Genomic DNA, 23,626 nt, shown 5'->3' with positions numbered 1-23,626 from the left:
CAACGACCTGGCTTCCTACCCCACCCGCGGGGTCAGATATCGATCAGGTACACAGACTTTCGAATCTTGGGTTCCCTCCATTCGGTGCAGGGTTCATCGCGGCGCGATTTCTCCAGAAAAGCCAGGACGGAGCTTCAGGTTTGGAATAGCTACTCGTGGGCCAATCCGGCTCAGCAAAACTTCTTCCTTCATGGGGAGGTGCCTGGCCAGCCATATTGCATGACGAACTGGACATTGCGGGCTTGTCTTCGAACACCTCTAGCAGCGTCGGAATTGGTCCGGTTCCCCTTGAAAATCTGCAGCATCTTGCCCGTCGATTGGCTGGTTCTGACTATCGCCTCGCATCTCGCCTCGATGATTCAGCTTGTCGGACGTGATGACCAGAGATCATGAATCGTCTGGAGCCTGGTTCGATTAGCCTGTCCGCCGGTTTATTCAGAACAAAGCCGCCTCGATGCATAGGTGTATTCAAGGGCCAATCGACGCGCCGTTTCGATGAGGTTGGCCGCGGCGCTGTGTCCCCCATCGATGTTCTCGTAGTAAAAGTAAGGCTGGCCCAGGGCGGCGAGCTTTGCTGCAGCCTTGCGGCCGTGCGCGGGATGCACACGATCGTCCTTGGTGGAGGTCAGAATTAAAGGCGCGGGGTATGGCTTGCCCGGCACCAGTTTCTGATAGGGCGAATAGCCTTCGATCCACGCGCGCTGTTCGGGAAAAGCGGGATCGCCGTACTCGCCGATCCAGGAAGCGCCGGCACCCAATTTGGTGTATCGAAGCATGTCAAACAGCGGAACCTGAATGATCGCCGCGTTGAAGAGCTCGGGACGTTGGGTGATTGCGGTGCCAACGAGTAGCCCGCCCTGGCTGCCGCCAATGACTCCGAGCCGGCGCGGAGTTGTGATCTTCCGGCGGATCAGGTCCTCGGCAACGGCGATGAAATCATCCCATGTCGTCTGCTTGGCCGCCCGCTGGGCTGCTTGATGCCATTGCGGGCCAAACTCGCCGCCCCCGCGAAGATTTGCAACGACATAGGCATTGCCCTGTTCGAGCCAGAGCCGCCCCACAGGACCCAGATAAGAGGGCAGAAGCGAGGCCTGGAATCCGCCATAGCCATAAAGAAGGGTCGGGATGGCACCGTCAAACCTTGCGTTTTTCGGTCGCACCAGAGAATACGGAATTGACGTGCCATCACGCGAAGTCGCTTCGAACTGCTCTACGACATGCTTGGACGCATCGAAGGCCGTAGGTGTTGTCTTCAATTCCTCGAGTTTTTGAGTTTCGGCATCAAAACACCAGACCGACGTTGGCCTGAGATAACTTGAGACGGCGAACATGGCCTGGTCCGTTTCGTCGGAAGCGGCTGTCACGCCGACATTTGTATGTTCCGGCAGCGGGATCGGCGTCGCCGACCAGGCTCCCTGATCGTACTTGTAAGCGAACGCTTTGCTTTGAACGTTATCCAGGATCGTCAGGATCAACAGGTTCTTTGTGAAGCTTACCCCGCTCAGGGCCTGACGAGGCGCAGGCTTGAAGAGTAGCGAGGCTTTGGCGCGCAGCGGACCCTGTTTCCATTCGGTCAGGTCATACGAAATCAGCGAGCCGGTACTGAAGCTGACATCACCCGACGGCGTCCACTCCTCGTCAAGTTTCACAAGCAGGCGATGACTCACGAGGCCTACAATCTCCGCTTTCTTCGGCAGATTGAGTTTGACCGGCCCATCGGGGCGGAAGAGCACGTACTCATGCTCGAAAAACCCGATCGCGCGGATGGCCCCGGTCGCATGGACATGGCCTTCGCTGTCACGAAGTACCAAGGGCACCGCCCGAACATCGTTGGGCTCGCCGCGGAAGATCTCGCGTGCCTCACTGAGCGGCTGGGCGCGTTTGAGCTCCTTCACCACGAACGGGTAGCCGGCCTGCGTCAATGAGCCCTCGCCCCAGTCCCTTGCAACAAGGAGCGTGTCACGATCGAACCAGCTGACGCTCTGCTTGCCCTCCGGAAGATGAAAGCCGTCCGCAACGAAGGTCTTGGTCTCGCGGTCGAACTCACGTATGGACGCAGCATCCTTGCCGCCATCGGAAAGACTAATCAGGCAAAGTCGCTCTTCAGGCGGAAGGCAGCTGGCGCCTTGAAAGATCCAGTTCTTGTTCTCGGCAACCGCCAAGGCGTCCACGTCGAGGATGGTTTCCCATTGTGGGTCTTGGCGACGATAGCTCTCAAGCGTGGTGCGCCGCCAGATGCCCCGCACATGGTTCTCATCTTTCCAAAAATTCTCCAACCCGCGACGCCCCAGCGAAACGTATGGAATTCGATCCTTGGCCTGCAAGATTGAGAGCGCCTGTTCGTAGAAGACCCGATAGCGGGGATCCGCCTGGAGCACCCCGAGTGTCTTCTCGTTCTCGGCACGCGCCCATGCCAATGCGCCCTGTCCTTCGATCTCCTCGAGCCAGAGGAATGGATCGTCAGTGACCGCCACAGCTTTTCGCTCCTGTGAAAGAGAACGCTCCTGTGAAAGTGCAGCGGAGGTGAAGCAGGCAATCGAAAGCAGCGCTGCGGAGAGGACTGACGTGTTCATGGACTTGCTCCGGCTGAGGTCGAGCGGCCACGCGGGCCTGGCGCGTCAAGCAGAAGCCGCGGAAAGTACGCAACGCTTAACATGGCTCGGCTCGCGCTCCCTCGCGAACTCTTCACTGCAAGCTGCGTGCCGACTAAAGCGCCGCGAGTTTCAGCCGCTCAGGGGTGCACGACGATGTCCGCTTGCCGACAATGGGTGCCAAGCAGACAGGGCGATGTCGGCAAGACCAAGTGTCAGACAGCACCGTCAGATCTTTTGCGGCCAAGTACCGGAACAGAGGACGCTCCCCGCGCGCCATCGGAACGCTCCTCCAAATACGAGGTATAATCTTCCGATCTGGATCAGACAGCTCGTCGACACGCGTCAGCATGACATAGAGCAGTGCGTTGATCAGCAACCGGATCGCGATCAAGCTGATGGCAGTGCGCAAGGCGATCTCCGATTCGTGACGGTGAGGATCCGCTGCGACGTTGCGTTCATCATTCGCGCCAGCGCGGTCCGAAAGAGCCGCGCCAGCCGCCAGGCCTGTATTGCGCCTCTCGCCTGCTACAGAAGCGCAATCCGCCGTGTGCTGTTCGCCCCGTCAGTCCGCCACGGGCACCGGACTCTTGTTCGAGACCACGATTAAGCGAAGCTATCCGGTGCCGGCAGGATCCAGAGTCTGTCCTGCGTATGCATCAGTGGAGCCGCCAGCGCCTCAAAGCTTGACTTAACATCTGCATAGGTAGCCTCCTTCAAGGCGGCATCCGCGGGGTCGACCTCGTTGAAAGCAGTCAAAGCCTTGGCATAATTCTGGTACAGTGGCATTTGAGCTTCGTTGGTCCAGCCAAGACCGAGATGATGGAACTGATCAGCCGGAACAGTGACGCGGCTTTTGTCCAGTTCGCGAACGTAGTCCGCCGCCCAGTCGTGGATGGTATAGGATTCAAGCTTGTCCATCATCGACCGCCAGCGGGTGACACGCTCCTCAAGCGGCATGTGGATCGCCTTCGACATAGCGGCTACGATCTCTTCAGGATGGTTCGGATCCACCAAAAGCGCTTCGTTCTCGTTGAAATCTTCAGCCGCACCGGCAAACTTGGATAGGACCAGCACACCGGGATCCTCCGGGTCTTGGGCGGCAACATATTCTTTCGCCACGAGATTCATGCCGTCGCGCAACGGGGTCACTAGGCCGACATGAGCGGCGCGGTAAAGCCGCGCGAGTGCGGCCTGGCTGAACGAATCGTTCTTGTAGTGGATCGGGCTCCACCTGTCTGTGCCATGCTCGGCATTGACGTGGTTGATCGCGGTTTCAACGTCGTCTTTATATTTCTGGTACTCTTCGACATCGGCGCGTGAGGACGGTGCGATCTGCAATAGCGAGATGCTGTGCGGCTCGGCCGCTAGAAGTTGATTGAACCCTTCCACTCTTTTGTCGATACCTTTCGTGTAGTCGAGCCGGTCTACCCCGATCGCAAACTTGGCACCCTCGAAGTTTTGCAGTAGCGAAGAGATTTTTTCTTGTTCTGTGGGAGAGAGGTCTGTCGCAAGATACTCTGCGAACTGCTTCGGATCGATACCGATTGGGAACTTTTGAAGCCGCGTCTGACCGAGCTCGGTTGTCACGACGCCATCCTTGCTCTCCAGCCCGAAATGGGTTCGCAGGCCGGCCACAAAATTATCCAGATCTCGGTTCGTCTGAAAACCGAGCAAATCGTATTTCAGCATCGACTTCATCAGCTCGCGATAATTGGGTACGCGCTCTATCATGTCGGGTGTCGGCCACGGCGTATGGAGGAACAAGCCGGTTGGCCGCTCGATGCCGAGGTCATGCAGATTGGCCCCGAGCGGCAGCAAATGATAATCATGCACCCAGAATACGTCCTGATCTCGCACGTCGAAGACGCTACGCGCAATAAAACCGTTGGTTTTCTGATAGCCGTCATAATCCTCTTGCGAGCCCGACATTCGGTCCGGCAGGGAGTGCAATGCTGGCCAAAGCGTCGAATTTGAAAAACCTCGATAGTAGCCAGGATAGTCAGTGGCCGGCAGCTCGAGCCTGGCGACGTGGCCTGTACCGGTCTCGACGAGTGGCAGGGGCAGCTCGGTCCCGTCGCCGCGGTTCTCCGAGGAGCCTACCCAGACCGCGCCGGAACGTTCAACGACCGGCTCTAGGGCTGCGGCGAGTCCACCGGTCTGAGGTTTATTGGGGTCAAAAGGAGCAACGCGGTTCGAAATGACGACAAGCTTCAAATCGGGCCGCTGGTTGACCGCATCGAGGCGATCCTCCACCTCGTCCGGGACAATAGGATCAGAAGGATCTGCACCGGCTTGTTCATCCAGCTCCGGCGGTATCCCTTCCAGGTGCTGGTCAAAGGCCGCCTGGTCTATGATTTCATCTTGCTGAGCCCGACCTGATGTACTGCCGGAATCCAACGTTGCCGTTTCGAGCGTGCCATGGATTCGAACCATCTCGTAACCTCCGTTAGACGATGTTTGCGTTTGATTCAGCCGCAGATCAGCCCCGAGATAGCTCCACTTCGCCAGGTTGGCAGGTCTAGCTTTCGGGAATCTGACCAGCCGGCGAGCCAAATAGCCGCATCAGTGCTCTCATCCAGGGCTTCGGCACGATCGTGTTAGATGAGGCGCCGGCACCTCAGATCTGAAGGAAGGACGGCGTTTAGCTTTGCCGCACTGAAGAGTGGTAGGCATGCGTCCCTTCTTACGGTCACAGCGTTGCCTGATCGGCCTCGACGCCGACAAGGAGCCGAGCGCTCATCCTTCTTGATCGCAGGAGATCCGCCGAGGCTCGTCAGCAGGTCGCGTTGCGGCGACGCTTCTTTTATCGATTGGGACGAATCACGGACATTGTGGCCTTCCCTGCCAAGAACCGATCTCCATGACATGCCCCTTCGCTTACGGACGGTCAGGCATCGTGCTCGCCGATGGACGCCGGGCGCCGGGAGGCGCAAACAATGCGAGCGTTCGACCACGCGCCGAACGAGCGAAATTGCAGCTCGACCAAATCGGCATGGTGGTGCTGTCGATGGCTCGGTACGAAGTGCGCTTTGTCAGGATTTCGGCGGAGAGCGCACGTGCATTTGTTCGTTTCGTACAGATTTGTGCGTCGATAGCAACAGTCTCGCTCCGAAGTCGATCTGTCAGCCGCAGCGCTTCGCGTCTTCAGCAAAATACGGTACGAGCAGGCTTCGGCCTGGCCGTTCGCGGTCTGCATCGCGCCGGGCAATCCGCGCTCCGAGCGGCACCGAAGCGACAGAACTGCTTGTCGGCATCCCAGAGGTAGCCGGCGGCGCTGGTAGTGCCTACCTCGGGTGCATAGTTGGGCCCAAGCGATCCGTCTGCACGGCGGAGAACATAAAGGGGCTCGCCGAGGCTCAGCACGCAAGGATGGAGACGCAGCAAGTACGGCTATGAGCGGGATGTTGAGCGGCGGGAGACGGCACCAGGAGCAGCCCGGGCGATCTGAGCAAACCTGTAGGTGCTGACCCGTGACGGCAATTCAGCTGCGCCAGGGATGCTGACGAAGCTCGCGTGCTGCCCGCGGCGTCAGCTTCTTCCTGCGATTGAGCCGCGTCGCGGTAGCAGAGACGCCAATCCAATTCAAAGAACAAAGGTTGGTTCGCGAGATGCGGGCCGTCCTGCAAACAATCCCGGGAGGGCCGCCGGGAGTAAAGCGCACGGGGAACGCATGTTGTGTTTTAGAGTTGAGAGCAGCTCGGATGACAGGCACTGCGACGTATTCGCAGCTCCATCGGGCCGCCAAATGGGGATGATCTGCGAGCGGGAGGCTGCAGAGAACGGAATGAACTGCAAGCAGCGACTCAATTTTTCCCCACCAGAGGAGCAGAAGCTGATCGGCAACAATCTCCACCTAGCGGCCTGGTCGCCAGGGAGAGCACTTTCCGCCGGTACTGAGCTGGAGGTCGCCCTCGAGCTGAATGTTCGCCCGTTGAAGGCAAACAAGGCGATTAGCTTCGCGCTTCTCAGCTGCCTGATGGCGGGCTGAGCTCAACCAAGATGCCGTCTCCGCACGAATTTACACCGTGGCGCGCCTGGTTGTGTTTCAACTTCGCTTTGCTTCACATCCGCACGAATACCGAAAGCTTGGGCCACATCAGAACAGCCGGCGTGGCCGCTCCCACCTCTGAGACGGCGCAGAGGTCGGGCGCCGTTGCCCCTCACACTTGCTCGGATATTGCGATGCAAGAAGACCGGCGCAAGGTCAGGCTTTGTCATGGAAGATTTCCTCGTATGTTTCATTTTGGAGGATTTCCTGCGCTGCCCCCTCATCTCGCGGCGAAATTCGCCTCACGCTGGAGGTGGTCATGCAATATGATCGGATAGATGCCCGCATTCTCGAGATCGTGCAGAAGAATAATCGTCTAACTTCAGATGTCATCGGCGAAATGGCTGGGCTCTCTCCTACCGCGTGCCAACGGCGCTTGAAAAGGCTCCGCTCGGAAGGCATCATCCAAGCTGACGTGTCGATTGTATCGCCGAAGGCGGTCGGACGACCTATTCAAGTGCTAGCGCTGGTGACGTTGGAGCGGGAAAGCGCCGATATCATCGACAGGTTCAAGAAGGCCATCAAATCGTCAGTCGACGTCGTCCATGGCTTTTACGTCACGGGCGATGCCGACTTTGTCCTGTACATCACCGCGCGGACCATGGAGGAGTATGAGGAGTTCACGCGGCGCTTCTTCTACGAAAATCGTGACATCAAGAGCTTCAAAACGATGGTCATATTGGACCGCGTCAAGGCAGGCTTTGCTGTTCCAGTTGAGCTTCCCTCCGACGATTGATCTGGCTGATACCGGCTCTCACCGCGCCGATCGAGGCATCGAGTTCGTTGCTTCTCGCGTGGGCCCCCTTCATGATCTTGACCAGGATCAGAAAGCCGGTCACCAGAGCGCACCCTCGGCGCGCCGCCTACTCTCCTCGCAATCGCTTGACTATACGAAGCCACTTTGGAGCCTCGTTGGTCATAGGCAGATCGGCAGATCTCCCCGTTCGGTACTTACGTGGGCCCCGCTCACACCGAGATCGTTCGTAGGCCCCGGGTAGGGCGAGTTCAGAATATATGGATGCGTTGCCAAAGGTCCGAGCCGCGCACACCGTGCTGGCTGAAATTCATCGAAGACGGGGTTCGCAACGCTGGATTTGAGCGTCGATGCGATGCTCGTTGCATCAATCAAGATGGAGATGTTGCTACAGTCGCGATCACGTTCTCGTTACGGTCAGCGCGCAGGCTAGCGAAGGCGTCCTGCCAGGAGAGGGACCATGACTGATCGCGTGCCCGCCGTTCTCGAAGCGCTTGACTGCTCCGCAGAAGGAGCCGCCAACCAGTTGCCTGGCACACGCCCGGTGCTTCACCCTTCTGTTCCGATGCGTCCTGCGAAGCGGTCCTTCGTAAAGAACGTGATCTTGGCGCGCCTTTCTATGCAACACCTTGCGGCGATAGGTGCATGCCTCGAGCCGATCATCTTGAAAGAGCGCATGGTCCTGCAAGAGCCAAAAAAGCCGGTCGAGCACGTCTACTTTATGGAAACGGGTCTCGTCTCGCTGAGAATTGTTGCCGCGGGAAGCATGCTTGAAACAGCCGTCATTGGATATCGGGGCGCGGTTGGCACTTCGTTTCTGTGGGGAGGACATCTTTCGACGCATCAGTCCGTGGTCGTGTTTCCCGGAAGCGCGCACAGAATTCGGGTTGAGGACTTGCGCCGCATAATGAAGGCGCATCCAGAAATCCGCGACCATCTGTTCGAGTACGTTCAAGCGCTGACGTTCCAGTGCGTTCAGACCGGATTATGCGGGGTTCGGCACCATCGTGAACAGCGGCTTGCGAGCTGGCTGTGTCTTGCGAGCGAGGCTGTTGACGCTCGTGTGCTGCCAGTCACCCACGATTATCTTTCCTCAGTGCTGGGGCTGCGGCGCGCGGGGGTGACGGAAACGTTGATCCGCTTTGAAGAACAGGGACTAATTCGCAAGATGCGCGGGGTCTTGCAGATCGACGATCCCAAATCGCTCGAACAAAAGGCATGCTGTTGCTACAAGCTTGTCTCGGGTGCCTATGCCTTATCATCAGTACGCACCCTCAGCGAAGAACAGGCGAGTTAGCAACTTACAAGCGGCGGTCTACATTGGCCATTTTTCACGGGGCACAGATGAAGCGGCGTCACCTCACTGAGCAAGATGGGCGCCCAAATGGAGGTTCAGCACGAGAAAGCTGATCTTATCGGCGCATGATCCAAAAGCGAGGACGTGCATTTTGAGAGCGGCTCCTCCTAGAAGACGCGGTCAAAGTCCGCCGGACTGCCTTGCACGCACATCGAGTCGTTCGCTACCAGCGTGCGGGCGCCTCGATGAGTTCAGCTGACTGAGCCGGTGATGACGAGATGACCGTCCAAGCTTTTTGGATCAGGTCACAATGCCTTCGAACCTGCTCAAGGCAAAGCCGCCTGGACGCATAGGTGTATTCGACGGTTAGCTGACGAGCAACTTCCACGTGATTGGCTGCAGTGCTATGTCGCCATCGAGGTCCGCGTGGTAAGTAAAGCTTGCGGATTCCGATGATCTCGCCCGGGTGTACCGATTTGATCTCGCCCAGGATTCCGAGATGATCTCGCCCACCATTCCGATTTGATGTCGCCCGGGGCGCGAGGCGTTCTGGCTGTTTGGTTTCTGGCATCGGTGAAGCCGCGGGGTCAACCTTGAATCGCGGCTTGAGGCCCTTCTTCGTCTGCTGTTGGTCTGCTGTGGGCATGTGGGCAACGCTCTTTGCGTTGTCCAAGCGCAGCGGCATGTCCACAGCGCCACTGGCTCAGGCCTTTCGTTCGGGTTTGCGGGTTCGCCGCAGGCTCTCGCCGTTGAGATCGATCCGGTGGGCGTTGTGGACCAGGCGGTCGAGGACGGCATCGGCGTAGGTGGGATCGCCGATCAGCGCGTGCCATTGATCGACGGGGAGCTGGCTGGTGACGGTGGTGGAGCGGCGGCCGTAGCGGTCCTCGAGGATCTCGAGGAGGTCGTGGCGGGCTGCGGCGTCGAGCGGCTCGAGGCCCCAGTCGTCGAGGATGAGCAGATCGATGCGGCCGAGCGCCCGCAGGAGCCGCGGGTGGCGGCCGTCGCCGCGCGCCAAAGCGAGATCGGTGAACAGCCGCGGGACACGCTGATAGAGCACGGAGCGATTGTCGCGGCAGGCCTTGTTGCCGAGCGCCGAGGCGAGCCAGCTCTTGCCGACGCCGGAGGGCCCGCAGATCAGCAGGTTGGCGTGGTCGTCGATCCATTGGCCTTCGACCAGCATCGTCAGGAGGCTGCGGTCGAGGCCGCGCGGGGTGCGATAGTCGATGTCCTCGACGCAAGCCTGCTGGCGCAGCTTGGCGTATTGCAGCCGCTTCGATAGCCGCTTGTCGCGTCGCAGCGAGGCTTCGCGTTCGAGCAGCAGCGCGAGCCATTCGGCATGGCCGAGGCTTGCGGCATCGCCGCCGGCTTCGATGTCGGCAAAGGCCTTGGCCATGCCATGAAGGCCGAGCGCGTGGAGTTGATCGAGGGTCGGATGCGTGAGCAAGGCGTGATCTCCTAGTTGTAGTAGCGCGGCCCGCGGATGTTGGGATGAAGGACCGGCGCGTTGTCCGCGGGGCGCTTGGGTGAAGGACGCCGATCGAGGTTGTTGGCAAGGATCGATTTGACCGAGCCGTAGGTGCGCGCGCCGATGTCGATCGCCCGCATGGCGGCAGCATCGAGCCGCTCTTGCCCGTAGGATTGGCCGAGCCGGATGATGCCGAGGCAAGCGCGGAAGCCCTGCTCGGGGTGCGCCCGCTCATCGAGGATCAGGTCGCACAGCGCCGCGGTGGCCGGCCCGATCGTGGCGGCCTCCTTGCGAATGCGCTCGATGGTCCAGCCGGCGTAGCGCCGATGACTGGACGCCATGTGTTCCGGCACGGTGGTGTGCTTGTGGTTGCCGCTCATGCGCTGATGCGCGGCGATCCGCTCGCCCTTGTGGAAAATCTCGACGGTGCGGGCGGTGAAGCGCACCTCGACCTCGGCGCGGACGAAGCGATGCGGGACGCTGTAGTAATGCGCCTCGACCTCGACGTGATAGTCGATGCTGACCCGGCAGATCCGCCACTCGGCGAACACGTAGGGGCTCTCCGGCAAGTCCTTGAGCGCCGGCCGGTCGATCTCCTCCAATAGCTTGCGGCGGGTCACGCCGAGCCGCCGGATCGGCCGCTCCTCGTTGAGCCGGGTCATTAGCTCGGTGATCGCCGCGTTGACCTCGGCGAGGCTGTGGAAGGTGCGGTGGCGCAGCCGCCCGAGCAGCCAGCGCTCGACCATGAGGACCGCCTGTTCGACCTTCGCCTTGTCCCGTGGCCGTCGCGGCCTCGCCGGCAGAATGGCGGTGCCGTAATGCGCCGCCATGTCGGCGTAGCTGCGGTTGATCTGCGGGTCGTAGAAGCAGGCCTTGATCACTGCGACCTTGGTATTGTCCGGCACCAGCAGCGCCGGCACGCCGCCGATCGCCTCGAAGGCGCCGACGTGGCCGCCGATCCAGTCGGCGAGCCCCTGCGTCCAGGTCGCCTGCGCGTAGGTGAAGCTCGATGCGCCGAGCACCGCGACGAAGATCTGCGCGGCGCGTCGCTCGCCGGTGAACCGGTCGATTACCACCGGCACGCCGTCGCCGGCATAGTCGACGAACAGCTTGTCGCCGGCCGTATGCGACTGGCGCATCGTCACCGACAGGCGGCCTTCCCAGGCGCGGTAGAGCTCGCAGAACCGCGAATAACGATATCCGCCGGGTTCGCCCGCGATGTACTCGTCCCACAGGATCGACAGCGTCACATGCTTGCGCCGGAGTTCGCGGTGTACCGCCGCCCAGTCCGGCTCGGCCTGCCGGCGATGGCCCCGCCGGGTGCCGGGACCGGCTCCCGCGCTGGCGAACAGCCGGGCTTCCAGCGCAGCGTCGGTGATGTCGTCGGGCAATGGCCAGGTCAGCCCCGCTGCCTCGAACCGGTGGATCGTCAACCGCACCGTCGAAGGGGCTGTCCCCACCCGCCGCGCAATCTCGCGGGTCGGCATCCCGGCCGACTTCAATCTGATCACATCGCGCACATGGCGCATCGCAAACCTCTCCGTCGGCATCCAGGTCCCCCTTCGCAAAGCCGAAAGGCGGGACCGTATCGGAGCCAGAAGAGGCCTCGTCACCCCGGGCGACATCATCCCGGAATGGTGGGCGAGATCATCTCGGAATGGCGGGCGACATCAAATCGGAACGGTGGGCGAGATCATTCCGGAATCGTGGGCGACATCGAGCGGAATCAGCAGTAAAGCTAGTCCAGCATGCATGGTCGGCCATCGCCTGGCAGCCTGATCACTACAGGCCCTTGCCGGCTGAACACACGCAGCTTCCTGATGTCAGCTTGCCGACATTGGATCAGAGGCCGACCAACAGAGCGCGCCGGGTCAGACTGTTCCGTATTCTCGTACGGCTCCAGCGGCTTGATCGTCAAAGCACATGGCAGGGATATGGCGATGCAGCCTCTTGGGCCGCCTAACGCCTACCTTCGAAAGATGTGCCAAATACGCTCTCGTGTCCGCTGAGCGTTACGGTCAGACTTGGAGACCGGTGTCATCGCGACAAAGAACAGCACGTTAATCAGCAGCCAGATCACGAGCAGGATCAGCGCGGTGAGCATGAGACCCTCCGGATTTTGTCATGCAAACATTCTTTCACGAGCTGGTTCGCGAAGCCGCACAAACTGCGGGCCCAGCCATTCGGTTCCTCGCCTGACTGCCAGGCCGTAGGATCGTTCGGGACGATTGCGCTTGCGATCCAGAACAACGTGACTACTGCAGACAGGATAAGAACGCGTCAGCGAAGCAGAATGCGGCCCGCGTCCGAGACCCGCGTAAATAGTCCTGCGCAGCTTGAACGATACGAGAGCTCGCTTGCAAGTTTTTGGCACATCAATCAAGCTAGCCGACCCGGATATTTTCCGCAGACATTCTGCCTGAGCGACCAGCCTTCAGGCCGTGACTGACCCGAGCGCCCTTTTCCAGTCCGCTGTGGCCTGCTTTTTCAACTGCGCTGATGTGTACGAAGACATCCGTCTCCTCCATCTTCCGGCCTGATGAAGCCACATCCCTTTGTCGGATTGAACCACTTCACAATATCCATTGCCACGGTACGACCTCCAAATTGCACGGGCCGTGATCTAACGAGGAGTCTCGCAGTCATCAAGCCACGCGGCAAGTGCGTCAAATGGCGCTTAAGCCCTGGCTGCAGCGAGCAGCGCTGGTAGTCAACCGCTCGCTCAATTCGTCACGTTGAGCTAACGGCTTGGCGGAGCGTTGTTGTGCAGAACGCCTAGCCAAGATCATGGTTGCGTCCCGTGAGGAGCTTCCTTCCATAATCTAGGGGCCAAACTGCACGAATGGCCTAACAGCCGCAGATTCTCTGCGAGCATAGCCCTCATGAGCAGCATTCGAGCTTTGGATATCGCGTATCGAAGCGACATTAACGAGTCTGCCCGATTTGGACCGTTCAGTGATACCTGGCTGCTACTCTGGAGTACGACGTGAGAATTAGAGCCGTTCGCGTGCAAAATTTTAGAGGTTTTGAAGACGAAACAGTCTCATTCGGCCCTTGCACCTGCTTGGTTGGTCCCAACGGCGCAGGAAAATCGACGATCCTGTCCGCTCTTAACGTATTTTTTCAAGAAGCGAGCAGTGCAACGGATGTGGCAACGCTCACGGCGGAAGATTTTCATGGTGGGAACACGGACATTCCCGTTCAGATCACTGTCACCTTCGATCAGCTCAGCGAGGGGGCTAAAGAAGCACTGTCCCACTACGTACGCCACGGCGAGTTGGTGATCACTTCAGTTGCGGTTTTCGATCCCCAAACAGCTAAGGCTCCTGTCGTACAGTGGGGAGAACGGCTTGTTTTCAAGCAATTCGCTCCGTTCTTTGAGGACGATAAGAACAAAGCGACTGTCGAGCCTCTTCGCGCCCGCTTCTTCGAAGTAACCAAGGGATTGGCTGATTTTCCCGATATCGGAAAAAAGCCCGCCAAGGCGACCATGATCGATGCTCTTCGATCTTACGAGGAGGCTCGCCCAGAAATTTGTGAAGTTCAACGGAGTAACGACCATTTCTACGGGGTCGGCAAGATCAAGGGAAAGCTCGAGCCCTTCGTGCAGTGGATTTATCTGCCGGCCGTCAAGGACGCGTCTGCGGAAGCCGAAGAAGCCGGAAACACCGCCTTGGGCAAACTGCTTCAGCGAACGGTGCGTCAGAAGGTCAGCTTTGATGATGCATTGGAGGCTCTGCGCGCGCGCGCCCGCGCCGAGTACGACGCCCTGCTCGAGGCGGAGCAGGGCACGCTTCAGGAAATCTCAGACAGCTTGGCCAAGCGGCTTGCCGTCTTCGCCCATCCGGATGCGAGTCTCATCGTTGAGTGGCTGCAGGGCAGTGAGAAGTCTGTTTCGATCGGGGAGCCCAGGGCAACCATCAAAGCTAAAGAAGGCCTATTCAAAGGAAGCATCTTGCGCTTCGGTCACGGCTTGCAGCGGTCGTTCCTCTTAGCAATTCTGCAAGAGCTGGCTTCCGTCGAAAGCGCGTCAACAGCGGAAGCCGGCAGCGAAAAACCGACCCTTGTTCTCGGGTGCGAGGAACCCGAGCTCTACCAGCACCCGCCGCAAGCAAAGCACTTATCGGCTGTATTGAGAGATTTGGCCTCTCTTGGCAATCAGGTTATGCTTACGACTCACAGCCCCTATTTTGTGTCGGGCGAGGAGTTCGATGAGATCCGGCTTGTTCGCCGCGAGGAGAAATCGGGTAAGTCGAACGTGAAATATACCGACTTCGACAGGTTTGCCCTGCGTATCGCCAAAGCGACAGGTAAGAAACCAGACAAGAACCCCGTTGCAAGGGCCAAGCTGCTTGCCGCGCTAAGGCCCGAGCCGTCTGAATTGTACTTTAGCCAACGCCTCGTGCTTGTCGAAGGCATTGCCGACCGCGCTTATCTCTCAGCTGCCCTTCATCTCGATGGCCAGTGGAATGCTATGCGAAGAGCTGGGCTACACATTCTACCGGCCGATAAAAAGTCGAACATCCTTCAGCTGCTGACGATCGCTCAAGAGCTGGAGATTCCCTCCTTTGTCATATTCGATGCCGATGGCGATGAAACGCACATCGACCGTCGGCGCCGACATGAGGTCGACAATAAGGCTTTGCTCACAGCTCTCCAGCTAGGGTGCGGCCCTTTCCCGCCGGAGATCGTGTGGGATGACTGCTGCGCGATTTGGCCCAATAACATCGAAGATTCGGTTAGACGGTGTTTTGATGCTGCAGATTGGCAACGGATCAACAATGAGGCTCGGCGCGCCATCGATCCGTCTGCTGGAAGCCTTGAGAAAAATCCGGCGTTGATCGGAGAACTGCTGGCCGTGGCGTGGGCTGAGGATAAAAAGCCAGATGTTTTGATGGAGCTGATGAAGCGGCTCATGACATTCGGACACCAGAAAGAAGCCGCCGCATGATGAGAACACCAGTCCGATCGTCGACATTAGTCTCGGCCGGCTACGATGAATCCAACCAACTGCTAGAGATCGAGTTTCAAACGAATTCCGTCTATCAATATTTTGGCATGCCGAAGCCGATCTACAAGCAGCTAATGGCCGCCTCGTCAAAGGGGAGCTTTTTCGACCGGCATATCCGCAACCAATTCAAGACATTGAGAATCTCGTAATCCCCGAATGTGCCGTGACCGGCACCCTACAGGCCGCTGACGTTGCCCTGACGGCACTCGGAGCTGCAGAGCTCGGGATAATTGGTCAGGAAATTACGGAGACGGCCGCTCGCGCAAGCTACGTCGGCGAAGACGTCTTATCACTGCGAAGCACATTTCGAACCGCTCTCCTTGCTAGTTTGATCGTTAGCACCTCCGGCCGGGCAATCCCGCGCAATCTCGCATTCAGCCAGAACAGGTAGGAGAAGGTCGCTCGCATTCGACGTATCAATGCGAGCTCAGGTGCGCGGCAGCACGCGCTAACGCCATAGCCGGTGTGGGCCCTGGCGAAATGAGGTTGATGTCATTCCATCCTAGCTCTCGGCCGATGTAAGTCGCCTGACAGTTCAGCGCCTGTTCGCGACGCGAATGCCTCCGCTATGGACTTCTTCACATGAGTCTAAGCCGTCGTTCCACGAGGGGGTCATGATGACTCCGCTGCCCGAGTCCACTTCGCGTGATCCCGCCACACGGATCGTTCTTGTTGGCAGGAATCGGGCCGGTTACTGGGTCGCCCTCGAACAACGGGGCTTCTTTGGCGGCCTGTTTGTCAACCGCGCCCAAGCCCTGAAATATGCGCTGCTGGAGAACGGGGGCCATCCAGAAAGCATCATCGAGGTCACGCGTGAGATTGAGCTGGAGATTCGCACCAGCCCATGAGTGCCGCAGTCCCAGATTCCGCCACAGATATCCTTGAAGGCGTGAGCTGGACATTGGCCTAAGGACGCTCAGCGCAATTCAGGCGCGCCATACCCGCCGCCGCATCCATGCCATACGCCAATACAGGGTTAGACCTTAAGCACAGGTCCGGGACAGTCCGTCTTACCTGCCGACCCGCATCCATGGCGAAATCCACTTTTTCTCCAACGTCACCTACCGGTTCTAGCAATTGATCGAGATGACAGTAACATGTCACTTGTCGAGCGATGAATATTGGCCGGTTTACTCACGGGAGTCTGCATGCAAGATCACTCAGATTCTCCCCGCGCCCAGGGTAGTCATCAACGAGTTGAATTTTCACGCGCTGATACGCTACGCAGAGAAGTCTGCTCCAGCAGCGAACTCTCCTTCCTGATGGAAGCACATGATGGCCTCTCGGCTGCGATCGCCGAGCGCGCAGGTTTCAAGGGTCTTTGGGCATCGGGTTTCTCGATTGCCTGCTCTCTAGGCTACCGGGACGCCAACGAAGCATCGTGGACCCAGCTTGTTGACGCAGTTGAACGCATCGTAGATTCGAGCCGACTGCCCGTACTGGTCGACGGCGATGGCGGCTTCGGGAACTTCAACAATGCTCGCCTGCTGGCTCGTAAACTCCGCGAGCGCGGCGTTGCGGGAATTGCGCTGGAAGACAGCTGTTTTCCGAAGCTAAACTCGTTTGTTGGCAACCGTCACCCCCTTGCCGACGTTGACGAATTTTGTGGACGCTTGCGCGCCGTGAAGGACACGGTTGCGAATGAGCTCGTCCTTGTGGCCAGGATCGAAGCATTAATCGCAGGACACGGAATGCACGAAGCAATTGCACGGGCTCACGCATACCGGGAAGCCGGAGCCGATGCGATCCTGATTCACTCGCGAAGCAGCTCCGCAGACGAAATCCTTTCGTTCGCAGGTGCTTGGCAGAACAAATTGCCGGTCGTGATCGTTCCAACGAAATACTATCGGACACCGGCCTGCGCGTATCGCCGCGCCGACATCTCGACGGTCATTTGGGCCAATCATTCCATGCGAGCGGCAGTCGCCTCAATGCGTCGGGTGTGCGGCCGCATCTTCGCTGAAGAGAGCGTTGCGACCATCGAGCCCGACATCGCACCGCTCGACGATATTTTTGAACTGTTGAGCTACGATGAACTCGCCGAGGCAGAAGCGCGGTACCTTCATCCTGACAAGCTGCAGCATTAGCGTCATTCACGGGCCAAGCCGGGCGGCTTAGGCCAACAATGTTTGCTGCTCTAACGGCGCCAGACGTGAGTCGAATAGGCTCGCGCTATGGACGAACCAAATATCCCTCGGCGGCTGCTGCGATCAAATGACTATCAACAGTCCCAAGCAAGCAATCATTCTCGCCGCCGGCGTCGGCTCTCGCCTTCGACCGCTGACGGACCTACGGCCGAAGCCCTTGGTTGAAGTCAACGGCACGCCGATTCTCTACAACGCCCTCCGAAACTTGGAATCAGTCGGCGTCGAAGAGGTCACTCTGGTGGTCGGTTACCGGAAGGACGCCATTCAATACGCGTGCGGTCGCCGTTTCGGTAGGCTTGCAATCAACTATGTCGAATCGCCGGCCTTCGAACGTACCGGCAGCGCCTATTCGCTATGGCTCGCGCGCGACGCGCTGCTTTCCGGCGATTGCTTTCTCCTCGAGGGTGATGTGTTCTTCGAGGACGGCGCGTTGCGACCTCTGCTGCACAGCGCGGCGACCGATGTGGCAGCAATCGTCCCCTTCCGCGACTCGATGGAAGGCTCCGCAGTTCTGTTGACGGGTGGCGGCCTCATCTCGGAATTCCGTATGAGGCAAACCCGAGCAAACCTAGTTACGAATGGGCCACGGCTTTTCAAAACGATGAACCTATTGCGACTTTCAGCGCTGACCCTCAAGGCGACAATTGTTCCAGCGCTGGACCAGATCATAGGGTCTGGAGCGACCCAGGCCTACACTGAGGAGCTTCTTTCGTACCTTGTTGAATTGCGCGGTCTGCAGCTCGCCACCACGCGGTGCGACCATCTCAGGTGGTATGAAATCGACACTGCTGAAGATCTGCAAATCGCAGAGCGGCTCTTCGGGGGAGTGCAAGGCCGAGGCACGCCTCGCTAAAGGTGAAATTTCGATGCTCAAATATCTCTGGGATCCGGCGAACGCCATAACAACCGGCGGCCTTGTTTTTTCGTCCGTCAGTCTGTTTCTTGCCCTGTCCAATCGACTTGAACTATCGATAGCGACAGCACTTTGGGCCGTCCTGTCCGACCATCTCGACGGAATTGTGGCAGCTCACACGAAACAACGCCACCCAGATGTTGCCAAGATGGGAAAGAGCCTCGACGGCTTTGCTGACATCATTTACGGTGCCGTCTTGCCCGCGGCAATCGTAATCCAGCTCAGCGGGGCATCGGTTTTTGCGCTGGTGACTGCGACCGCCCTGCTCGCAGCAGGAGCCATTAGGCTCAGCTACTTTGCCAATTTCGGCCGCTTACGTGATGGGCGTTTTTTAGGGCTACCGCTATCATACGACATTCCTGTGATGGCCATCATTTTCCTTGCCCGACCGGCGGTTTCAGACGAGTTTTTCGTACACTTCACACTCAGCAGTTTCATCCTGCTCGCAGGGCTACACGTCGCACCAATTCGTGTCTCAGCGCCGAATATGACGATGTATGTCGCAATCACAATATTCGCCGTCGCCGCTTCATCGGTTCTGGCATTGCGGGGTCTAAGCTGAACCAGCCTGGCGGCGGGTGCTATCATACGGAGCTCTCGATCTTCGCATTCGTCCCAGACTTAGCTGGTAGAGACAGGGTCAGATGCCGGTTTAGCGCGCCTAAGCAACCGAATGGAGAGCTGAATGTTGGCAAGCAGCATCTTTGAGGGAGCAGCGTTTTACTATGCTCGCTATCAACCTGAGTATCCGCACGAACTCTTCAGGTCGCTTCGCGAACATCTTTATCTAACACGTGAAAGCCGCGTACTTGATCTTGGATGTGGTACCGGACAGATCGCACTTGGACTTGCTCCCGGCATCGAACATGTAGACTGCGTCGATCCAAATCGCGCCATGCTGGGCGAAGCCGAACGAGTTTCCTCCGAACGCGGTCTGCTGAACATTTCGCTGATCGAAAGCACCGCCGAGGAGATCAATCCGGGCTTGAGCGGCTACCAGGGGGCCACAATCGCGAGTGCCTTTCACTGGATGGACCGCTCGCTCGTCATGGAGACGCTAGATCGCCGCCTGCTATCGTCCGGCAAGGTCGCGATCATCACACGAGTTCGCGACGAAACCACACCGAGCGATTGGTGGAACAGGATCTGGGACTTCGTGCACAGCTGGTGGGGAGGCTATTTTCCTGCCGGACGTGACGATAAGCGCAGGGAATTGCCTATGGATAACGAAGCTGTTCTGCGCCGATCGACGTTTTCGAACATCACAAGGAGCCACATCCCCTACACGGTATCGTGGACTGCCGAAAAACTCCTCCAATATATGTATTCCACGTCAAAGGCCTGCCCAGGTGTACTCACGCAGAGACGAGATGAGTTCAACCAACAGTTGCGCTTGCTACTTCGGCAACTGTCGCCGGCTGATACGTTTATCGAACGATGCCATTTAGATATCTTGTACGCCGGCCGCTACTAAAAGCGGAACACATCGGAGAATGTTGGCAGAAGCGAAAGCGTCGGCTCCATAATCAACCACATCGTGCGAAGTCGCCTTCCCGACCTCGCCCTTTTGCCGGCGGAGATCCGGACAACAGCCACAGCTTTGATGTAATGCGGTATCGGCTGCCCAAGGAGAATTCAAATGTCTGGTGGTGAAATGACGGCAGCGATTGATATGACGCGGACATGGGCTCCTCAAGTGCCAGCTTTCCGCGAACATGTCGAAAGAAGCCTCACTGCGGCGGCGCGCGCACCAGACCTTGCCAGCACGATACAACGCCATCGCTTCTACGGGACTGCGCGTGACAAACAGGCCGCCGCCAATTGGTTGAGGAACCGGCTTGGCGCGGTCCCTAGCGCTGCCCGCTTACTCATGACAGGCGGCACTCAGAACACGCTAATGGTCCTGTTCTCGCGGCTCGCTCCCCGGGGAGCCGCGATTGCCGCGGAAAAGCTGACTTATGCAGCGATCGGGCAACTCGCGATGTTGGGGCGGATTAGCGTTCTGCCCGTTGACATAGATGAAGACGGCATGCGGGACGATTCCCTTGAGTCAGTGTGCAAAGCCCACAAGCTGGCGGCCGTTTACATTAACCCGACAGGTCACAATCCCACCACCTCAATGATGTCGCTTGAGCGCAGACAGAAGGTCGCTGGAGTGGCCCGCAAGTACGCCCTTCCGATTATCGAAGATGACGTGCATGGCCTTATAACCAAGGACGCGCCGCCTCCGCTTGCTTCGATCGCTCCCGACCTCACCTGGTACCTAATGAGCGTCTCAAAATGCTTGGGCATCGGATTGAGGACTGCGTACCTTGTTGCGCCATCAGAGGACAGCCTTGCCGATCTTCTTCGACCGATACCAAGCGTCTCGAGTTGGTTTGTACCAGGGTTATCCGCCGCCATTATCACCCACCTGATTGAAACTGGTGCCGCAAGTCACATTGTCGAACAGATATCCAGGGAGATCGCGGCCCGGCAAGAGATTGCGCAGGAGATGCTGGGGCATCTCGAGGTGATTCACACGAACAACTCGTCCTTGCACGTTTGGATCGACTTGCCATCACCCTGGACAGCAGAGCCATTCATCCAAGCTGCTCGCACGAAGGGCGTAAGCCTGAGACATCCGCGCGTGTTCGCGACACCTGGTATCCATGTCGAGCACAACATCAGAGCCTCGCTGATCGCTCCATCAACCCACGAGGACCTCCGGCGCGGGCTGAGTGTTCTAGCGGCCTTACTGCTCGGTCGGACCTAACCTCGCGGATCAAACTCAGACTGGGTGTAAACATAGATGTTGGCGCCAGATTTTGCGTATCTCAACGGCCGAATTGTCCCATGGGATGACGCCAGGGTGCATGTATTCTCTCCCGTGGCGAAGTATGGCATTGGTGTTTTCGAAGGAATACGCGGCTATTGGAACGAAAACGTCCAGCAATTGTACCTCTTTCGCGTTGCAGAGCACCTCGAGCGATATGCCTTCTCGCAAAAGGCAATGAGGTTCGACCAGCCAATCTCCAGCGATAAGCTGATCGAGGCACTCATTCACCTCTGCCGCGCAAATGCATTTCGCACGACGGTGCATATTCGGGTGATGGCCTTTGTTGATGGGGTTGGCGAATTGGGAGCAAAAGGACCCATAGGAACTGCGATTACAGCGTTGCCACGCGAGACCATTAGGCAATCCGTCGAAGGCGCTTCTGCTCAGATTAGTTCTTGGATGCGCATGCCGGACAACGTCATGCCCGCACGCATCAAATGTAACGCAAACTATCACAATTCCAGATTGGCTTTGATGCAGGCTCAACTCGATGGCTACGACGTCGCTTTTCTCCTCAATTCAAGAGGAAAACTAGCCGAGGCGCCTGCAATGTGTGTTTTTATGGTTCGCGATGGTCAGTTGATCACGCCAAGCGGAACCAACGACATACTGGAATCGATCACGCGTCAGACCGTTATTCAGTTGGCACGCGAATATCTCGGGGTCGATACCGTCGAGCGCGATGTCGATCGGACGGAACTTATCCTCGCCGAGGAGGTGTTCTACTGCGGCACCGGTGCCGAGATTACTCCGGTGACTTCGATCGACCACACGATGGTTGGGAGTGGACAACCTGGAGCGATCACACGGCTGCTAATGGAGATCTACCGGGCGATCGCCACCGGAAACCACACCGCATACGAGTCATGGCGAACTCCTGTCTTTTGAAGACATTGATCTGCAAGCGTGACGGCTTCGCCTTAGCCGCTAGCCGGGCGCTATTGGTATCATCAATGTCGAACTGTTGCAGTTCTCCACCCAGCACTGCCGCAATGCCGATCCTGATTTCTAAAAGCGCCGCGGACGCTATTGCGGTAACCTCCATAAGGGCCACGGCCACCAATCGCGAGCGGTGCTATCGGCACAACAGCACGAACCGGGATGTGCGCGACCTCCTCTCGCTCCTCACCTACCGGTATTTGTAGTCTGCGTGTTGAGCGTTACTTGATAGGACAGAACGGCGCAGATCACGAATTTGATGAATTCGTCCCACTCGGGACACCCTTTGAGGAGTCTTCGTGACCCTGAACGTGCCGGAACCATCCCGCGATCACTTGGATTCGGAGCTACTCGCCGGTGTCGGCCTCCATCCGCGTGAGGGCACGCACCTTTCGTTTGCTTAATTCTCCGCTCGAGGATCGTCATGAATGAACGGGTGACATGGCAGCTCTATAACGGCGCTGCTCTGGACTACGACGAGTATAGGCCTAGTTATCCTGGCGCGGTCTTTGATATCCTCACGGACTATCATTCGGCACTTGCACCACTGCGGTCAGCCGCAGACATCGACGCGGGAACGGGGATTTTCAGCAGACAGCTAATGGCGTCAATTCCGGGCATTGAGCGCCTAACCTGTATTGAGCCAAACAGAGAAATGGCCGCCGTTGCCAAGAAGCGATCCGGGACGTTTCGCGGCCTCGACGTCCTCACCGGGTTTGCTGAGAAGCTGCCGCTCCAAGATCATTCATGTGAGCTTGTCACGGCAGCAACGGCCGCCAACTGGTTCGATCGGCCGTTATTCTACCTAGAGGCTGCACGGGTGCTGAAGCCTTCCGGAACATTGCTGCTCTTGCAGAACAAGCATCGGCACGAGGATAGCGCATTTCTCGATGATTTCGCCAGCCTTCAAGAGCGTCACATTCCTGGATTTCGCCGAGACCGCTACCCTGATTTCTGGGGCGGTTATGCGAAAGCTGATTTCGAAGCGGAACTCCGTTCGAGGCACGATTTGGTCGCTGTGGAGCGCTACAAGCTCGAATGGCGCCAGACGACGACCGCAACGCAGTTTCGCGGCTACCGTCATTCGGGACATTAAAGACGGCGATCGCTAGGTCTGGCGCCGAAACGATCGCCAAGGAGCTCGACGCCCTTCTAGGCCGGCACCAGGACGCGTCAGGTTTTGTCACTGTTGAGTGGCGGACCGATGTCGTTCTGCGCAGAGCGCCAGCTCAGGAGCAACCGCTGCGGAAGCGCACATTTCCTTTATCCGAAATGGCATAAATGCCGGGTGATCGACGTTTGGCTCACGCCAGGCTCGATGCCGATCACGCCGGAATGTTTGAGTGACTGGCAATAGCTGCGCGCGATCAGTGCAGATTCTGCGTCACCGATCCTTAAACGGCATATCTGGCTCGCGCTGCTGGCGCTGGGGCCTGCGCTTGTCTGCGACACTGGTTAGCTCGTCTCACGATTTTTGTGCATCGCGTCCGTCAGACCGGCTGGCGGCCGGCGAGCCGGCTAGTCTTCCCACTTGGCCCCAATCAGGTTGTCTCCGGCCGAGGTTCGAACAATCCGCCTGCCTGTACAAACCGATCTCGCTCCGCAGTTGCGCGACACACCCTCGCAATAGCTGCTGC

20 protein-coding genes and 1 pseudogene are annotated in these 23,626 nt (G+C 58.3%); 13 read left to right on the top strand and 8 right to left on the bottom strand.

Annotated features, from left to right (window positions below):
• Positions 1-431: 431 nt before the first annotated feature.
• From ACVMDN_RS04535 to ACVMDN_RS04525, 3 genes are all read right to left on the bottom strand, one after another.
• Positions 432-2,573 (bottom strand): prolyl oligopeptidase family serine peptidase, encoded by a 2,142-nt coding sequence (locus ACVMDN_RS04535; protein WP_456835535.1) that lies wholly within the window; start codon positions 2,571-2,573, stop codon positions 432-434.
• Between the two features lie 133 nt (positions 2,574-2,706).
• Positions 2,707-3,003: a hypothetical protein gene (locus tag ACVMDN_RS04530; RefSeq protein WP_456835536.1), complete on the bottom strand. Its 297-nt coding sequence runs from the start codon at positions 3,001-3,003 to the stop codon at positions 2,707-2,709.
• 194 nt (positions 3,004-3,197) lie between these two features.
• A complete protein-coding gene (locus ACVMDN_RS04525; protein WP_456835537.1) occupies positions 3,198-5,027 on the bottom strand; it encodes an alpha,alpha-trehalose-phosphate synthase (UDP-forming) in 1,830 nt (609 codons plus the stop codon).
• Positions 5,028-6,378: 1,351 nt separating this feature from the next.
• Here ACVMDN_RS04525 and ACVMDN_RS04520 point away from each other — a divergent pair.
• From ACVMDN_RS04520 to ACVMDN_RS04510, 3 genes are all read left to right on the top strand, one after another.
• The gene (locus tag ACVMDN_RS04520) at positions 6,379-6,582 is read left to right on the top strand and encodes a hypothetical protein (RefSeq protein WP_456835538.1); all 204 of its coding nucleotides are present in this window, start codon (positions 6,379-6,381) and stop codon (positions 6,580-6,582) included.
• Between the two features lie 319 nt (positions 6,583-6,901).
• Complete coding sequence (locus ACVMDN_RS04515; RefSeq protein ID WP_456835539.1) at positions 6,902-7,378, top strand: Lrp/AsnC family transcriptional regulator; 477 nt, start codon at positions 6,902-6,904, stop codon at positions 7,376-7,378.
• Positions 7,379-7,856: 478 nt separating this feature from the next.
• Entirely contained in the window at positions 7,857-8,693 is an 837-nt protein-coding gene (locus tag ACVMDN_RS04510) for a Crp/Fnr family transcriptional regulator (protein WP_456835540.1), read from the top strand.
• A gap of 223 nt (positions 8,694-8,916) precedes the next feature.
• Here ACVMDN_RS04510 and ACVMDN_RS04505 read toward each other — a convergent pair whose 3' ends face one another.
• The 5 genes and pseudogenes from ACVMDN_RS04505 to ACVMDN_RS04485 form a co-directional block, all read right to left on the bottom strand.
• Entirely contained in the window at positions 8,917-9,378 is a 462-nt protein-coding gene (locus ACVMDN_RS04505; protein ID WP_456843611.1) for a hypothetical protein, read from the bottom strand.
• Between the two features lie 18 nt (positions 9,379-9,396).
• Positions 9,397-10,140, bottom strand: coding sequence for an IS21-like element helper ATPase IstB (gene istB, locus ACVMDN_RS04500; RefSeq protein WP_253640537.1), 744 nt, complete (start codon positions 10,138-10,140; stop codon positions 9,397-9,399).
• A gap of 11 nt (positions 10,141-10,151) precedes the next feature.
• Entirely contained in the window at positions 10,152-11,690 is a 1,539-nt protein-coding gene (gene istA, locus ACVMDN_RS04495) for an IS21 family transposase (RefSeq protein WP_456835896.1), read from the bottom strand.
• Between the two features lie 437 nt (positions 11,691-12,127).
• A complete protein-coding gene (locus ACVMDN_RS04490) occupies positions 12,128-12,265 on the bottom strand; it encodes a hypothetical protein (protein WP_456835541.1) in 138 nt (45 codons plus the stop codon).
• 280 nt (positions 12,266-12,545) lie between these two features.
• Positions 12,546-12,753: pseudogene (locus ACVMDN_RS04485) on the bottom strand (cold-shock protein).
• Positions 12,754-13,147: 394 nt separating this feature from the next.
• Here ACVMDN_RS04485 and ACVMDN_RS04480 point away from each other — a divergent pair.
• From ACVMDN_RS04480 to ACVMDN_RS04435, 10 genes are all read left to right on the top strand, one after another.
• Positions 13,148-15,112 carry an AAA family ATPase gene (locus ACVMDN_RS04480; RefSeq protein ID WP_456835542.1) on the top strand — a complete coding sequence of 655 codons (1,965 nt, stop codon included), beginning with the start codon at positions 13,148-13,150 and terminating at the stop codon, positions 15,110-15,112.
• Positions 15,109-15,321, top strand: a complete 213-nt coding sequence (locus ACVMDN_RS04475; RefSeq protein WP_456843610.1) for a KTSC domain-containing protein — start codon at positions 15,109-15,111, stop codon at positions 15,319-15,321. The genes ACVMDN_RS04480 and ACVMDN_RS04475 overlap by 4 nt, the downstream gene beginning before the upstream one ends.
• Before the next feature lie 465 nt (positions 15,322-15,786).
• Complete coding sequence (locus ACVMDN_RS04470) at positions 15,787-16,020, top strand: hypothetical protein (RefSeq protein ID WP_456835543.1); 234 nt, start codon at positions 15,787-15,789, stop codon at positions 16,018-16,020.
• 300 nt (positions 16,021-16,320) lie between these two features.
• Positions 16,321-17,259 (top strand): phosphoenolpyruvate mutase, encoded by a 939-nt coding sequence (gene aepX, locus ACVMDN_RS04465; protein ID WP_456835544.1) that lies wholly within the window; start codon positions 16,321-16,323, stop codon positions 17,257-17,259.
• 127 nt (positions 17,260-17,386) lie between these two features.
• The gene (locus ACVMDN_RS04460) at positions 17,387-18,172 is read left to right on the top strand and encodes a phosphocholine cytidylyltransferase family protein (protein ID WP_456835545.1); all 786 of its coding nucleotides are present in this window, start codon (positions 17,387-17,389) and stop codon (positions 18,170-18,172) included.
• A 13-nt stretch (positions 18,173-18,185) separates the two neighbouring features.
• Positions 18,186-18,794 carry a CDP-alcohol phosphatidyltransferase family protein gene (locus tag ACVMDN_RS04455; protein ID WP_456835546.1) on the top strand — a complete coding sequence of 203 codons (609 nt, stop codon included), beginning with the start codon at positions 18,186-18,188 and terminating at the stop codon, positions 18,792-18,794.
• 123 nt (positions 18,795-18,917) lie between these two features.
• Positions 18,918-19,706: a class I SAM-dependent methyltransferase gene (locus ACVMDN_RS04450; protein WP_456835547.1), complete on the top strand. Its 789-nt coding sequence runs from the start codon at positions 18,918-18,920 to the stop codon at positions 19,704-19,706.
• 165 nt (positions 19,707-19,871) lie between these two features.
• Positions 19,872-20,987: an aminotransferase-like domain-containing protein gene (locus ACVMDN_RS04445; protein ID WP_456835548.1), complete on the top strand. Its 1,116-nt coding sequence runs from the start codon at positions 19,872-19,874 to the stop codon at positions 20,985-20,987.
• Positions 20,988-21,023: 36 nt separating this feature from the next.
• The gene (locus tag ACVMDN_RS04440) at positions 21,024-21,938 is read left to right on the top strand and encodes a branched-chain amino acid transaminase (RefSeq protein WP_456835549.1); all 915 of its coding nucleotides are present in this window, start codon (positions 21,024-21,026) and stop codon (positions 21,936-21,938) included.
• Between the two features lie 475 nt (positions 21,939-22,413).
• Positions 22,414-23,085, top strand: a complete 672-nt coding sequence (locus ACVMDN_RS04435; RefSeq protein WP_456835550.1) for a class I SAM-dependent methyltransferase — start codon at positions 22,414-22,416, stop codon at positions 23,083-23,085.
• Positions 23,086-23,626: the final 541 nt, after the last annotated feature.

Source organism: Bradyrhizobium sp. USDA 4510, assembly GCF_054059095.1.
Note: the sequence above shows the minus strand (reverse complement) of the source record. Positions and strands in the feature narration are given on the sequence as shown.